We start from the raw sequence: 13,554 nt of genomic DNA, 5'->3' as shown, positions 1-13,554 counted from the left end.
CGCTCCCCGAACCCGGCCTGCCGGCAGTTCGTTTCTCCGCGGCACGCGTGCGGGGCTAGCGCGGCAAGCCGGATCGGGACTGTGTCAACGCGCCCACGCTCGCTGCGCCGCCCGATCCGCGGGCGTCATGTTCATCGGCGCCGGCAAGCCAGAAGAAAACGAACGGCAGCATCAACTCGACGCCCGCCTCGGCACTTTGCAGCCAGTGCGGCCAGCCCAGCATCACTAACGAGATCACACGACCGATGGCCCCCAGCAGGAAAATACCGGCGAGCACGCGAACCACCCTCGCCGGAATCGGGGATTGGCGGGCTGCCCACACCCAGGCCAGGCCGTAGCCGAAGAACACCGCCGAGTAAAACCGCTCGCGGGAATCAATTGTTGCCGACGAGGGGCCTGTCCCCGGTACCGACCACTGACCGAGGACCAGATGATAAAGCCCGATCAGAGCGCAACTGATACCCATCACCAGGGTGAGCACTTTAAGCAGCTTGGCCATCAAAATCCCGTCCCAACAGTTTCCGCTCGTCGCTCTGGATAGATCGTTCCATTCAACGGACGCTACGATGAATTGCTCATTACCGCAAGACCTGAACGGAGAGCCGTCATGGCTGTGGACACCCGGACGCGGATCATCGCGGCGACCGCCGAACTATTCCGGCGCCAGGGGCTGACCGGCACCGGATTGAAGCAGATCGCCCACGCCGCGCAGGCCCCCTTCAGCTCGATCTACCACTTCTTCCCCGGCGGCAAGACCGATCTTGCCGACGAAGTCATCCGCCGCGCTGGCGCGCTGTACGGCGAGCACGTCCTGACGATCTTTGACGCCTGCACCGACCTGCCCGCCGCTATCGAAGTGGCATTTGCGACCGCGGCGAAGGTCATGGTCGAATCCGATTACGTCGATGCCTGCCCGATCGAGACGATCGCGCTGGAGGTCGCCTCCACCGACGAGACATTGCGTCGCGCCACCGCTGACGTTTTCGCCGGCTGGATCGACTCCGGCACCGCGCACATCGAACAGTGCGGCCTGTCCCACGGCGTCCGCCGACGCCTCATCATCGGGTTCATCAGCAGCCTCGAGGGCGCGTTCGTACTCAGCCGCTCATTGCGCAGTACCGAGCCACTCGAAGCCGCCAGCCGAATGATGCAATTAGCCGTCCGGGCCGAACTCGCCCACGGTCCATCGGAACGAACCGACGCCTAATTCTGGTTGCGATTCACCGCGCTGCTCGTGCTCCTGCCATCCCCGGCTTCCCGAAACCGACCTCCACGATTACGGATTTGGCTGCGCATGTGCCCGCACACCCGAGGATCGCCGCCGCGCGTGGAATGAGTGGCGCAAAAACATGGTGGCGTTCTGGAAATCGCGTCATGGCGAGTGGCGCATCGAGCTCGACCTTCGGCCCAGTGGCCGCTTCGCCCGCGCGATCGCCGGCATCGACAGCGACGGTGGCACCCGATACAAGGAGCGCGAGCTCGACGAGGGTGACGTAATCGCCCCTGGCACGACCGATGATGACGGTTATGGGACCACACTGGCTGAGCGGGCACAGTTCATCGTCGACACGATCCGAATCCATCTCGCCCGCCAGGCATGCACGCTGCATCACGGCGATCTGTCGGCGATCGAAGTCTTGCTTGGCACCGAGATCGGCTGGTGCCCGGCCTGCGGAACCCGCCTGGCCACACGGTAACCACCCGGCGACCACGATTCGGTTCAAGCCAAGCAATTTCGTCGACGCCATGCCAGATCCAAATGGCCTGGGCGACAGCCAGGTACAGACCCGCACGCATCAGGGCTGTCGTTTCTCGCTAGCAACTTGTGGGCATGCGATGTGTATTGCCGCGGTGTCCGCGCATTACTGTGCTTTGGTCGGCCTCACCGAACAAGCCGATAGAAGAGTTGAGCCAATTCATGACCGCAGCAGCAGAAGCGTCGGAGATCGAGTCGCGAGTCGGCCACTACTACCAGGTGGACGACACCTACCAGGTCGGCCGCGAGAAGGTACGCGAATACGCCCGTGCAGTGCAGGACAAGCACCCCGCACACTGGGACCCAGCGGCCGCGGCGGAGCTGGGCTACTCGGGCGTGGTGGCGCCACTGACGTTCACGTCGATCCCCGGCATGATGGCCAATCGCGAGATGTTCGAGTCGGTGGTCGTGGGCTATGACACCTACTTGCAGACCGAAGAAGTCTTTGAGCAGCACCGCCCAATCGTGGCCGGCGACGAATTGCACGTTGACGTCGAGCTGTCGTCGGTGCGCAGGATCGCCGGCAGAGACCTGATCACTGTGACCAACACCTTCACCGACTCTGCCGGCGAGCGGGTGCATACCCTGCACACCACCGTCGTCGGCGTAACCGCCGACGACGTCGATCCGGCGATCAAGGCGACCGTGCAGAACGCGATGATGCACGACGCGTACGCACTGCCGATCGGCAAATCCGAGTCCACCTACCAGAAGACGGTGCGCCCCGATGGCGAGATTCGGATCGCCGACGGAGGCACGACCCGCATGCCAGGCACACCCGACTTCGACGACGTGAAGGTCGGCGACGAGCTATCGGTGCATCACGCCCGACTGTCTCGCGGGGACCTGGTCAACTACTCCGGCGTGGCCGGCGACGCCAACCCGATCCACTGGGACGAGCAAATCGCCAAGGCGGCGGGGCTGCCCGATGTCATCGCCCACGGAATGCTCACCATGGGTCTGGGTGCCGGATTCGCCTCCGCGTGGTCGGGCGATCCCGGTGCGGTTACCCGCTACGCGGTGCGGCTGTCCGCCCCCGCTATCGTGTCCGCCGCTGAGGGCGCAGACATCGAGTTCAGTGGCCGGGTCAAGTCGCTGGATCCGGCGACCCGCAGCGGTGTCGTCATAGTCGGCGCGAAGTCCGACGGCCGGAAGATCTTCGGGCTGGCGACGTTGAGCGTCCGCTTCCGCTGACCCGGCGGCGCTGGTGACGGCGGTCTGCGCGTGCGGCCCCGACTACCGGCCCGCGTTATGGACCAGATCGATGGCGTACTGACTCACGAAGTTGCCCGCCGGCGGATCACCTTTACCACATGTTCCGTCGGATTCACCGGGACGTTTGATCCACAAGTAGGCGTCGGCGTGCGCGCCCGCGGTGGCCGCGGTAGGCGGAGTGCCAAGCGCCCGGCCGCTGGGGTTGCACCAGTTGAGCTCGGAGTCGGGCGCTGGTCCGGCTCCGTTACGCGACGTGTCGATCACGTAGTGCGAACCGTTCGTGAGGCCCGAAATCGCCTCGCCGTAACCGATTTCGTCCTCGGTGGTGAAGAAGTTCGCAGTGTTGACGCTGAAACCCCGCGCGTGGCCGATACCGGCCTGATTAAGCCTGGCGGCCATGTCGTCGGGGCTGTGCCAGCGCAGGTGACCGGCATCGACGTATACGGCCGCGTTCGGATTCCGGGTCAGCGCGTCGACGGCGTAGCGAATCAAGTCGTAGCGTTCTTGGCGCTGATCGGCTGACAGACAGTCGGCCATGGCGAGCGCATCGGGTTCGACGACGATCGCCGCCCGCGAGGCGCCCACGTCGGATGCGATGCCGTCGATCCATGCGCGGTATTCGCCGGCCGACCCGAAGCCGCCCGCGGCGAAGCTGCCACAGTCGCGGTGGGGGATCCCATAGAGCGCCAGAACCGGGATGGCGCCGGCGGCGGCCGCGTCACCGGTGTACTTCGCGACCGTAGATGCCGAAGAGCCCGGGACGATCCAGTACGCCTGCGGCGTGTTGGCGATGGCGGTCAGCTCGGGACTCGGCGGATCGGCGCTCTGCGCCGCGCGCATGGCCGCCGACGTGGGATTGACGTAGAACGGCGCTCCAGCCAACGGGTTGCCGTCAGCGGCCAAGCGCACCGCCGGGGCGCGCCCAACCTGCAGCGGGTCGGCGGAAACAACCATGCAGGCAACGGCCGCAACAGCCAGGAAGGGAGCAACCCACCGCGCGAGAGCGCGAGCAGCTGAGGAGATCACATCAGGAAAGTTAGTGCGTCAAGGCTTTGAGCGCGAATCCCGGTGGCAATTCTATGGCATGAGCTTCGCTTGGCCAGTCAACCGGCAAACGCATTCTGGCGCCGGGGCCTGCAACAGACTTCAAGCGTCTCACGAAGCTTGCGGGTCCGCTATCGTTCCGCCGTCACTCGTCAGATTCCGCACGGGTTGTAGGTCCTCATTCCTCGGACGTGTTTTTCTCATCTTTGTGGCGGAACCTATAACCATGCGGTTGTGAAGTTTGATTCGAGCCTCGACAGCGATTGGGAACGATCACACCGTTCGAGTGCTCGGTCACACCGATGTCCACAGATATGCCATCGCACGAAAACTCCTGGGCCACAACGCGAGCCGCTCGGAAGTACCACAAGGGGATAGCTCGTTACATGCCTGAATCGAGGTGTCGATCGACATCCATCCGTTGGTGGAGTATGCGCACCACATCGATCACGTCGCCGCGCGCGATCCGGCAGTACAGTGTGTGCGACCCGACCGTGTGCTTCCGGTATCCGGGCCGGACTTCGTCGCACGCCCGTCCGATCATCGGATTGTCCACGACCCGGTCGATCGCACGCTGGATTTCACGCACGTATTCTTCGGCTTGATCGTCATCCCAGCGCTCACAGGTGTAGTCCCAGATCTGTTCCAAGTCGGCATGTGCGGCAGGTGAAAGTACATGCCGGCTCATTGGCGGCGAGAGTTTTCGCCTCGCTTGCGCGCAACGAACTCGTCGAAGTCGAACGGTCTCGACTCGCCGCTTTGTTCGCCAGTGACAAGTGCCTGGCGCAATGCGCTCAACCGAGTCTCACGATCTTCAAGCAACCGCAGAGCAGAACGCACGACATCGCTGGCCGACCGGTAACGGCCCGAGGCGACCTCCTGCTCGATGAAGGCTCTGTGATGGTCATCGAGGCTGAATGACGTGTTCCTACCCACACATGGAAGATACCAACTATTGGTATCACCGGTTAGAGCTCGTCCAGATGGCCGTTCGGCAAGTACGCCGTATACGCCTCTAGCCAGCGATCGCATCCCGCATGCCCAGCACGGCCATATCCGCCGCTGCGCGCCCGGCATCCCAGCCAGCAGGGTCGGACGCTGATACCGAGCGAGGCGTCATCAACGGGAACAGTCGATCAGTAAGTTCGTCGGCCGCCCGACTGTTGGCCGCCAGCACGGGAAGTAGACGACCGTCCCGCTTGACCTCTGCTGTGACCGATGCGCTGGCGCTGTCGAGCCGTTCGCCAATGCGCTGGGCGTATGCGACGAGAAACGATTGGCGGAATGACCTAGTTCGTGAGTGCCTATTGCTGCTCTGGCGGCGCCCGGCACTGAGCATTGCTCGATTGGCTTGGACGAGCAGCGATGTGGCGAGCAACTCGACGAGAGCGAGATCGGTTTCGCAGCCGACGACGGTAACGAATCCGAGACGCTCTGCCCACACTGCGCGACAACGATTGGCCTGGCTCACCGCTTGCACCAGCGCTGCCTTGGCGGCGGTGTAGGGAGTCTCAATCCAGATTCGGCGCGCGGCCACCACCGGCACCTGGCCGCGGTCGTGGTGCATTAGCACTTCTTGTAACGAGTATCGACTCATCAGCTCTTGAGCCTTGGCCGAAAGGGCCTCCGCTTCGTCGGGAAACTCGGTGGCTTCCGCCTTCGCCAGCAGAGCGCGCACCTTGCCGAGAGCCTTCTCGTCGACGCCGTTCACCGTCGTCGGCATGTGCCGATGAGCCCCGGGCAGCGGCAGAATCGCTTCTACCATGGGAAGTCTGCCGAGGAAATTCAACAGCTTCAGGACAGCGGTCAGAGCCATGCGTTGGTCGACAGCGTTCGACGCCGCCCAGCGCCGCATTTGTGGCATTTGCGCATGGACATCAACTGTCGCCGAAAGTGCGGCGATATCGGCACGCCAATTCGGATGCAATGCCGCAACCGCATACTGCCGAGACTCACGGACGATGGCTTCATCGAGGTAGCAGACCTCGGCTGCCTGTAGCTTGCGGCGTGCGACCTCGTGCAGATCGGAGGGCAACCAGCCGTGCTCCCATGCCGCTCTGATGGCCTCGTTCATGGCGAGGTCAGCCGCAACGTCGAGGTCGCGCGAGAAGGCCCGGTACTCCTCGAGCAGTTCGGCGGCGTGCCGAGGCGCGTGATCGTCGGAACACGAAGCGGCCGTACTCAACGCCACGACGAGGCGTTCAAGAAGCAACACCCGGTCCGGCCCGGCGTCGAAGCCGATGCGGTTTCGCTCGGTGGCCACTCGACGTCGATTCCTGTGTTTGGCTGCACGCTTCTCGCGATTGCGTCTGCTCATGCGTCGGATTCTTGCGAAGGGGTCTGACATTGCGGCAGCCGCGCCGCGGGCGCCGTGGATGAGGAGAGGACAAAACCAGTCCCTTCATGCAAGAAGCGCGAGAGCTTGCCTCAATCAACCCAGCTGCCTCAGTTGCTGCGTCAGCGACTCGCCTCGAACTTGCCCTCGCTCGGTGCTCGCACCGCAAAATCCGTCAGCTCAGCGGATGGGCCTCGGGGGACTTATCCGAGAATCCGTAAAGCAGAATGCTCTCACCGAGGACGAAGCTCACGCGACAAGGTATCTCGTGGAGGTCCGGAATGAGGCGATTCATCAGGGTGTGGCGTCCGAGGGGCAGGCGGAGGAGTTTGCCGAACTCACGTTGCGGTTCGCGGCTGCAGCACGCTTCGAGTCAGGGCAGTTCGGCGTCGAGGGTGTTGACCCCTTATAAGGGATGAACCCTTATCGGGCGCAGCGACGAACTGCGCGAAGACCGCGGTGAGTTTAGTGGTGCTCGCTGGCTGACGCTTATGTAGGTTCTCACGGTTGGCTGCATCCGCCCGCAGAGCTGACCTGCGCATTCGCGGTTTGTCTCACGTAGCCGACGACTCTGTTTGTCTCATGAAGCACTTCATTTCCTACGCTGAGCGGACGAGTCGACGCCGACATCCCAGCGGCGTCGATAGCAGGCTTCGTAGCGACACCACTCTGTGTAGCAATTGTGCTACAGTTGCGCATGACTGAGATCAGCCAGCGCGAACTTCGCAACAACAGCGGCGAAATCATGCGCCGCCTCGACGAGGGTGAGACCTTCGTCGTCACCCGGAACGGCGACCCGATCGGCGAGCTCGTCCCCCTCCGACGGCGCCGGTTCGTCAACGGCCCCGCTCTGGCCGCGGCATTCCGCAATTCCCCGCGTATCGATTACCAGCGCTTCCGCGCCGATATCGACACAGGCGTCGACCAAGACATCGAGCCCCGTGCCTGACGAGGAAGAAGGGCACAAGCAGGCAGCGGAAGGCCTGCTGGACACGTCCGTCGTCATCGACCTCGACATCGTCGACCCTGCCAGCCTTCCCAACGGCGTCGCGGTCAGCGCGCTGACGATGGCCGAACTCGCCGCCGGTCCGCACGCCACCGACGACCCGGCAGAGAGGGCCCGTCGCCAGGACCGTCTGCAGCAGATCGAATCCTGGCTCGACCCGCTGCCGTTCGACGGTGACTGCGCCCGGGCGTGGGCACGCGTGTACGTCGCCGTGGTCGCAGCCGACCGCAAACCACGCGGGCGCCGCATGGTCGACCTGCTGATCGCGGCGACCGCGCTGGCCGCTGGCATTCCGCTATACACCCGCAACGGCGACGACTTCCGCTGCCTTGAACCGCTTCTCAGCGTCGTCGAGGTATAAGCGCCGCAGGGCGCAGCCCACACGTGCTGCTGCCGAAAGCTGCCGTTGGCCTAGCCCTCACTCGGTGTCGCCGCTTCAAATCTAAGGGCCGCATACCTGAGGACTTCACGTCGCGAAGCGGATCGCGGCGCGGCCCCAACCGTATCCGGGGTTACCTCGGGAGGGTGTTCCTCAACCCACGCGAATGCCCGCGTCGGCGAGGAACTCGCGGGCGCGCCCCAGTTTGCGGTCGGCGGAGAACACGTACCACTGTTCGGCGAGGCCCTCCTCATGGACGAGGTCACGGAACCGACGAAACGCGCCCTTGCCCTCGATCGCCCGCTCCAACCGATCCCGCAGCGCATCATCGTGAAGCCGCTCGGCGAAAGTCGCCATGTCGCGCCAGCCATCCCGCGATCCGGAGCAGTCGAAGTGGAGCCAACGGTCGGGATCCTCCTCTACGTCGACGGCGGCGTCCTCGCCGACCAGCCCTGCGTCAGTGCTGCTGTCACCGAATACGTCCCCGGTGTGCAGATCGACGTAGCCGCCAGTCGACATGGCCGCGTCCTCCTCGAGTGCGGTAGCGAGCATTTCGAGGTCGACCGGCACCACACGCCCGGTGAGCGGCTCACCGCGCAGACATGCGAGCAGGTCCTCGGCCAGGATTTCGTCACCGGCGCCGCCGCGCCAAGTCAGGCGGTTGATGACCGATACCGCCACCAGCTCGGCCTGGTCCCGTCGCTGTTCCAGTGCCATCGGGACGCCGGAGCCCACCTGTTGCAGCGCGTCGTCGATGTCGTGTCCTCTCACCGCGGCCAGGAAGCGCACCGCATCTCCCGCCGCGACGGCTGCGCGCAGCTTGGAGACATCGGTCGGGGGCGCCTGCTGCTGTCCGGGCCATGTGTGCAGCATCATCGGATGCGGCTGAGAGGGTCGGCTCGGAATCCGACCCTGCCCATCATCGTCAGCCCACCGGCGCCCGTACTGATCCGGGATGGTGCCCCAGCCCCAATAAGCCAGCGGCTGCCGCGGCGTGATTCCCAGTACTTCCACGGGGTCGACTTTGTGATCTCCGACCAAGCAACGGTGGATCCAGTCGTCGCCGAGGTCGAAGATGAACTGGAACTCTGCCCCAAGCTCCACCACCCCAGCGACTTTGGCCACCTCAATGTCCAACGACTCCGTGATCGGTCCGCCGATCGACCCGGCAAGCTCGGCCCCCGTCTGCGCGTCGGTGACCACACGTCCGTCTGCGAGGTTGAACAGCGACAGATGCGACCTGTCCCACCTGGCGAAGGCATCGTTGATGGCGTTCGCCAGGTCCATGAAGGTATGCGACGGTCCGACCGCGAAGACGCGGCCAGGCCATGGCCACAGTTCCTCACCGCGCCCGCCGAGCAGCTCCACGGTTACCGACAGCCACGTTCGTGCCATCTGCTGAGGATGGCATGCGAGCTTGCGGACGGCCCAGGGTGTCCGGGTGGCGTCGATCGCGCCTGCTGTCCTCAGCCGCTGACACTTTGCGGGTGACGCTGTTTGCCTGCGATACCGCGCTTGGTCGTGCGTGGGTCGGCCCAGCAACTCGCCTCACCCGCGTGCGCAACGTTGGCCGGTCGAGCCATGGGCCGCGCAATCACTGGCGCTACTACGACTACCACGTGTTTCCTGGAAAATCTCAATTCATGGCCGATTGGCCAATCGTTGGCCACTACCGTTGAGATTTGGCCATTCAAAATGAGCTTCTAAACTTAGGCCCATTACCTCGCCATGTTGGCGAATCTCGACAAGTGCAGCTGGTGCGCGACGGTGACCGTCTTGGTGGGGCCGTTGCGGTGCTTGGCGAGAATCAAATCCGCCTCTCCCCCGCGCGGATCGTCGCGCTCGAAGGCGTCCGGGCGGTGCAGCAGGATGACGACGTCACTATCCTGTTCCAGGGAGTTGTGGACTACGATGCCGTTTGCGACGAAATTATGTGTGCCACTTACGGTTCCGTCATAGACATCCTGTCCACCAAGACTCGTGATTTCCACAACGGTGTCCCAGAAGACGTCGTTGGTTGCCAGCGCATGAATCTCAGGATCGTCGAGCAGCGCCGCGACGCGATGCAGTCTCGATCGACTCGGTGAGCGCTTCCACAACGCGGATCCGCAAAACTGAATGCCCATGACCGAAGCAAATTGCCGGTGTGTTATCTGCTTGGACAACAAAAGGTTTCGTACTTGGGACCATACTTCCTTCGGCACGGTGTCCAGGTTCGGGTTGCGCACCATGCCCTCGAGTTGAGCCAGCACTTCCTGTGCCGCGGCCCCTCTTGCACCGTTAACACCAACGTGGCGAAGGAACCTGGCCTGGTTGTCCGCACCGTAAATGCATAGGTGCCAGGAGTCGCGGTAACCCGGCTTCGGTGCGCGCTTGATCCGCGCGAAGACGCCGACCCGCAGCAGCAGGACCGCCACGTCGTCGATGAGGCGTCGACTGGTCGACGCGTAGTAAATCCGCGCTTGACCGACCTTGGCATCCCACCGAACAGACCCGTCCGTAGCCCATAGATGACGCAGGAACAACGCCACCTGGTCATTGGGGGCACGAAATATGGCCTCGGGCACAAACTTCTCGTAACTCCGTCGCCCAAACAGCCCTAGACCATCGAGCCAGGCCGCTATCGGGTTTCGTTTGCCGCGCGCCAACCGGTCGGGCGCGGGCAACCGCAGCGTGGTCACTCGCGCGGCCGGGTACTCGTCGCGCACCGCGGTCACGCCGAAGTGTGCGGCCGAGACCATCACCGCGACGAGGTTTGCCTCGTCCACCGACGCATAGCGGATCGGCTGATTCTTCACACACGACCCGTCGCCGATCATGTGGGCAAGCAGAATGACTTCCGAGTCGTCCATCCGCTGCGTGTCCGCGGGCTCGGGTACCCGCCGCGGTGCCGCGATGCGATCACCAATCTTCAGCTGCTCCAAGGAAGTCCAGCCCTCGAACTTCATGAACGGATGGTTGCCCGTGGCCTCAACTTCCCGGCCCGAGGCCAGCCGGAGCCGGAACACCTCCCTGCGGCCACTGGGAAACACGTTGGTCATCGGGCGGGCCACCATGCGCAGCTGCTCGTCCAGCGACCAGACCAAAGGACGCTCACCGGTCCGCATGAGCTCACCAAACGTGACCTCGGCGCCGGTGTCGGCGCGCAGGATTCGCGTCGAGGCGGTCAAGCATCCCGACTCGCGAAGGTCGGCCAGCATCGGCTTCTTGTCGGTGCGCTGCTCGGGGCCACGGTTGAGCTGGCTGATCGCAATAACCGGAACCTCGAGTTCTTTGGCCAAAAGCTTGAGATGGCGCGAGAATTCGGACACCTCCACCTGACGCGACTCGAACTTCTTGCCCGACGTCATCAGCTGCATGTAGTCGACCACGATCAGCCTCAGATCCGCCTTCTGCCGCAACCGGCGCGCCTTGGCCCGGATCTCCATCATGGTCAGGTTGGGCGAGTCGTCGATATACAGTGGGGCCTCGCTGATTTCGCTCATCCGCCGCGCCAGCCGCGTCCAGTCGTCGTCGCTCATCCGGCCCGAACGCATATCGGCGAGCTTGATTTTCGCCTCGGCGGAAAGCAGCCGCATCACGATCTCGGACTTGCTCATCTCCAGCGAGAAGATGACGCTGGCCATGCGGTGCTTGATCGAACACGACCGCATGAAGTCCAAACCCAGCGTGGAATTGTGGGTCGGCACCATCCCGCGGCCGGCCAGATACAGGCGCGCGGCGTTGTCCACCTGGACGCAGCGCACCGGCACACTGTCCACCCGGCGCACCGCGTCGATCTGCAGCACCGGCGCTATCAGGGCGGTGGTGGTCCCATGCCCGGGATAGCGCGTCATCGACCCGGCGGCGGCGATCGTGTCCCAACCGCAGCGCAACCGGTCCGACGTCCGGATGCCGCGAGTCGTCGGCCACTGGTGCGCGGCGTCGGCGACAACGACTGTGCCGTCGGAAAATTCGATCTCGTAGCACGGCCGGCCCAACATGACCTCGGTCGCGGCCACCACCCGCGTCGGCAGCCCGTCGGCGTCGAGCAACTCGTCGCCGACGGCGACGTCGCCCATTGTCGTCCAGCCGGCCGGTGTGGCCAGCGGCGTGTCCAGTGCGAGCGCCTTACCCACACCCGGGCGCGCCGCCACGATGATCATTTGGCCCGGATGCAGCCCGTTGGTCACCTCGTCGAGTTCGGTGAAGCCGGTCGGCACGCCGCGTGACAGGCCGCCGTTGGAGGCGATGGCGTCGATCTCGTCCATCGTCGGCTGCAACAGGTCCTCGAGCGGAACGAAGTCCTCGGAAAGCCGGCGATCGGTGACCTCGTAGATTTCCGCCTGCGCGCGGTCGACCACCTCGGCCACGTCGGCACCCTCGGCGCCCGCGTAGCCGTATTGCACTACCCGCGTCCCGGCCTCCACCAGCCGGCGCAGCAGCGCCTTTTCGGCCACGATGCCGGCGTAGTAGCCGGCGTTGGCGGCCGTCGGCACCGTCGAGATCAGGGTGTGCAGATAGGGTGCGCCGCCGATGCGGCGCAGCAGCCCGCGGCGGTCCAGTTCGGCGGCGACCGTCACCGCGTCGGCGGGCTCGCCGCGCCCGTACAGGTCCAGGATCGCGTCGTAGACGTTCTGGTGGGCCGGCTTGTAGAAGTCGCCGGGCCGCAGCCGCTCCAGCACATCGGCGATGGCGTCCTTGCTCAGCAGCATCCCGCCCAGCACCGACTGCTCCGCGGCCACATCCTGCGGCGGCTGACGGCCGTAATCCTCACTGGGCGGCGAGGCATCCATGCCGGGCGCTAGGTCATCGACGACCGCCACGGGCTCTCACCTCCTCTGACACAAGCACCGAACATACATTCGACAGCCGACATTCAGAGCGTAAGTCACGGCACCGACACCCCACGACCCGTAGCGCCCATATCGCCTCGCGCGGGGAAGACGGTAAACGTTGCTGGCGAGTACTTAAAGGGGCTGCTGTTCATAAGGCTGTGCATCGTGTGTGCATATCCGTCGACACCTGTGTTGAGCGGGGTGTGGAGAACCTGTGGATTAATTCGAGGTACTGGGACATCACCGCTGATAAAAGCAGTACAACGCGCCGCATTTGGTGTGGACAATAATCTCTTCGGCGTGTCGGGCCAGGTTACTGCGCCGGGCGTGTTGGCTTTCGGCCATATTTTCGCCGCGTTACGGGGCGGTTAAGGCGATCACTTGGCAACGCCGCCGAAATAGTTCGCCAGGCCCGACGCGCGGGCGCGCCTCGACGAAGGCTTTAGCCGCTGCTCGCGGCGCGACCAACCGCGACGGCGGCCGATCACGGCCGCCGCCTGTGATGAGCAAATGGCGTTGAGTTAGCTCTCCGCGACGACGTCGAACACAATCTCGACATCGATCTCGGGGTGCAGGTGCACCGACACCCGGTGCTCGCCGACGGCCTTGATATGCGTCTTGGGCAGCCGAACGATCCGCTTGTCGAGGTTGGGCCCGCCGGCCTTTTTGATGGCCGAGACAACATCGCCGGCGGTGACCGAGCCGAACAGCTTGCCGGAGTCGGCCGCCGTCTTCACTGGCAACGAAACAGAGCCCAGCGCCTCGATCGCCGCCTTGATTTCGTTGGCGTGCTCGAGGCCGCGCACCGTCTTGGTTTCGCGAGCCCGGCGGATCTCATCGGCCTGCTTCTGTGCGCCGCGCGAAGCGACGATCGCCATGCCGCGCGGGAGCAGGAAATTGCGGCCATAGCCGTCCTTGACCTCGACCGTGTCACCGACGGTGCCGAGGTGCTCGACGTCAGCCGTCAGAATCAGCTTCATCGTTTACGTACTTTCGGTTCAG

Annotated in this window: 13 protein-coding genes; 5 read left to right on the top strand and 8 right to left on the bottom strand. The window is 64.3% G+C overall.

The window, feature by feature from the left end; translation table 11 throughout:
- Positions 1-55 precede the first annotated feature (55 nt).
- The gene (locus K3U93_RS00355) at positions 56-499 is read right to left on the bottom strand and encodes a DUF4345 domain-containing protein (protein ID WP_083008736.1); all 444 of its coding nucleotides are present in this window, start codon (positions 497-499) and stop codon (positions 56-58) included.
- Between the two features lie 108 nt (positions 500-607).
- Between K3U93_RS00355 and K3U93_RS00350 the strand changes: the two genes are divergently transcribed.
- From K3U93_RS00350 to K3U93_RS00340, 3 genes are all read left to right on the top strand, one after another.
- Entirely contained in the window at positions 608-1,207 is a 600-nt protein-coding gene (locus K3U93_RS00350; RefSeq protein WP_071512767.1) for a TetR/AcrR family transcriptional regulator, read from the top strand.
- A gap of 142 nt (positions 1,208-1,349) precedes the next feature.
- Positions 1,350-1,697: a hypothetical protein gene (locus K3U93_RS00345; protein WP_083008733.1), complete on the top strand. Its 348-nt coding sequence runs from the start codon at positions 1,350-1,352 to the stop codon at positions 1,695-1,697.
- 221 nt (positions 1,698-1,918) lie between these two features.
- Positions 1,919-2,950, top strand: coding sequence for a fused (3R)-hydroxyacyl-ACP dehydratase subunits HadA/HadB (locus K3U93_RS00340; RefSeq protein ID WP_083009110.1), 1,032 nt, complete (start codon positions 1,919-1,921; stop codon positions 2,948-2,950).
- A 42-nt stretch (positions 2,951-2,992) separates the two neighbouring features.
- On the opposite strand, the gene K3U93_RS00335 is transcribed toward K3U93_RS00340, so the two are convergent.
- The 4 genes from K3U93_RS00335 to K3U93_RS00320 form a co-directional block, all read right to left on the bottom strand.
- Complete coding sequence (locus K3U93_RS00335) at positions 2,993-3,997, bottom strand: glycoside hydrolase family 6 protein (RefSeq protein ID WP_071512769.1); 1,005 nt, start codon at positions 3,995-3,997, stop codon at positions 2,993-2,995.
- Positions 3,998-4,397: 400 nt separating this feature from the next.
- Entirely contained in the window at positions 4,398-4,703 is a 306-nt protein-coding gene (locus K3U93_RS00330; protein WP_083008730.1) for a type II toxin-antitoxin system RelE/ParE family toxin, read from the bottom strand.
- Positions 4,700-4,951 carry a type II toxin-antitoxin system ParD family antitoxin gene (locus K3U93_RS00325; RefSeq protein ID WP_083008727.1) on the bottom strand — a complete coding sequence of 84 codons (252 nt, stop codon included), beginning with the start codon at positions 4,949-4,951 and terminating at the stop codon, positions 4,700-4,702. The genes K3U93_RS00330 and K3U93_RS00325 overlap by 4 nt, the downstream gene beginning before the upstream one ends.
- Before the next feature lie 79 nt (positions 4,952-5,030).
- A complete protein-coding gene (locus K3U93_RS00320) occupies positions 5,031-6,332 on the bottom strand; it encodes a DUF2786 domain-containing protein (RefSeq protein WP_083008724.1) in 1,302 nt (433 codons plus the stop codon).
- Between the two features lie 715 nt (positions 6,333-7,047).
- Between K3U93_RS00320 and K3U93_RS00315 the strand changes: the two genes are divergently transcribed.
- Positions 7,048-7,299 carry a type II toxin-antitoxin system Phd/YefM family antitoxin gene (locus K3U93_RS00315; RefSeq protein ID WP_071512774.1) on the top strand — a complete coding sequence of 84 codons (252 nt, stop codon included), beginning with the start codon at positions 7,048-7,050 and terminating at the stop codon, positions 7,297-7,299.
- Positions 7,292-7,717: a type II toxin-antitoxin system VapC family toxin gene (locus K3U93_RS00310; protein WP_071512775.1), complete on the top strand. Its 426-nt coding sequence runs from the start codon at positions 7,292-7,294 to the stop codon at positions 7,715-7,717. The genes K3U93_RS00315 and K3U93_RS00310 overlap by 8 nt, the downstream gene beginning before the upstream one ends.
- Before the next feature lie 171 nt (positions 7,718-7,888).
- Here the strand turns inward: K3U93_RS00310 and K3U93_RS00305 are convergent, their stop codons facing one another.
- From K3U93_RS00305 to rplI, 3 genes are all read right to left on the bottom strand, one after another.
- Positions 7,889-9,130 carry a UPF0158 family protein gene (locus tag K3U93_RS00305; protein WP_083008721.1) on the bottom strand — a complete coding sequence of 414 codons (1,242 nt, stop codon included), beginning with the start codon at positions 9,128-9,130 and terminating at the stop codon, positions 7,889-7,891.
- A gap of 323 nt (positions 9,131-9,453) precedes the next feature.
- Entirely contained in the window at positions 9,454-12,540 is a 3,087-nt protein-coding gene (locus K3U93_RS00300) for a replicative DNA helicase (RefSeq protein WP_083008719.1), read from the bottom strand.
- Positions 12,541-13,073: 533 nt separating this feature from the next.
- Positions 13,074-13,532, bottom strand: coding sequence for a 50S ribosomal protein L9 (rplI, locus tag K3U93_RS00295; protein WP_071512777.1), 459 nt, complete (start codon positions 13,530-13,532; stop codon positions 13,074-13,076).
- Positions 13,533-13,554 lie beyond the last annotated feature (22 nt).

The organism is Mycobacterium malmoense (assembly GCF_019645855.1).
In the GTDB taxonomy this organism is placed as follows: domain Bacteria; phylum Actinomycetota; class Actinomycetes; order Mycobacteriales; family Mycobacteriaceae; genus Mycobacterium; species Mycobacterium malmoense.
The sequence above is the reverse complement of the archived record's forward strand: the minus strand, read 5'-3'. Positions and strand labels throughout refer to the sequence as shown.

Bases quoted from the DNA above. Each gene is read 5' to 3' on its own strand.
- K3U93_RS00355 (WP_083008736.1), bottom strand. From the start codon at position 499: ATGGCCAAGCTGCTTAAAGTGCTCACCCTGGTGATGGGTATCAGTTGC.
- K3U93_RS00350 (WP_071512767.1), top strand. From the start codon at position 608: ATGGCTGTGGACACCCGGACGCGGATCATCGCGGCGACCGCCGAACTA.
- K3U93_RS00345 (WP_083008733.1), top strand. From the start codon at position 1,350: ATGGTGGCGTTCTGGAAATCGCGTCATGGCGAGTGGCGCATCGAGCTC.
- K3U93_RS00340 (WP_083009110.1), top strand. From the start codon at position 1,919: ATGACCGCAGCAGCAGAAGCGTCGGAGATCGAGTCGCGAGTCGGCCAC.
- K3U93_RS00330 (WP_083008730.1), bottom strand. From the start codon at position 4,703: ATGAGCCGGCATGTACTTTCACCTGCCGCACATGCCGACTTGGAACAG.
- K3U93_RS00320 (WP_083008724.1), bottom strand. From the start codon at position 6,332: ATGAGCAGACGCAATCGCGAGAAGCGTGCAGCCAAACACAGGAATCGA.
- K3U93_RS00315 (WP_071512774.1), top strand. From the start codon at position 7,048: ATGACTGAGATCAGCCAGCGCGAACTTCGCAACAACAGCGGCGAAATC.
- K3U93_RS00305 (WP_083008721.1), bottom strand. From the start codon at position 9,130: ATGGCACGAACGTGGCTGTCGGTAACCGTGGAGCTGCTCGGCGGGCGC.
- rplI (WP_071512777.1), bottom strand. From the start codon at position 13,532: ATGAAGCTGATTCTGACGGCTGACGTCGAGCACCTCGGCACCGTCGGT.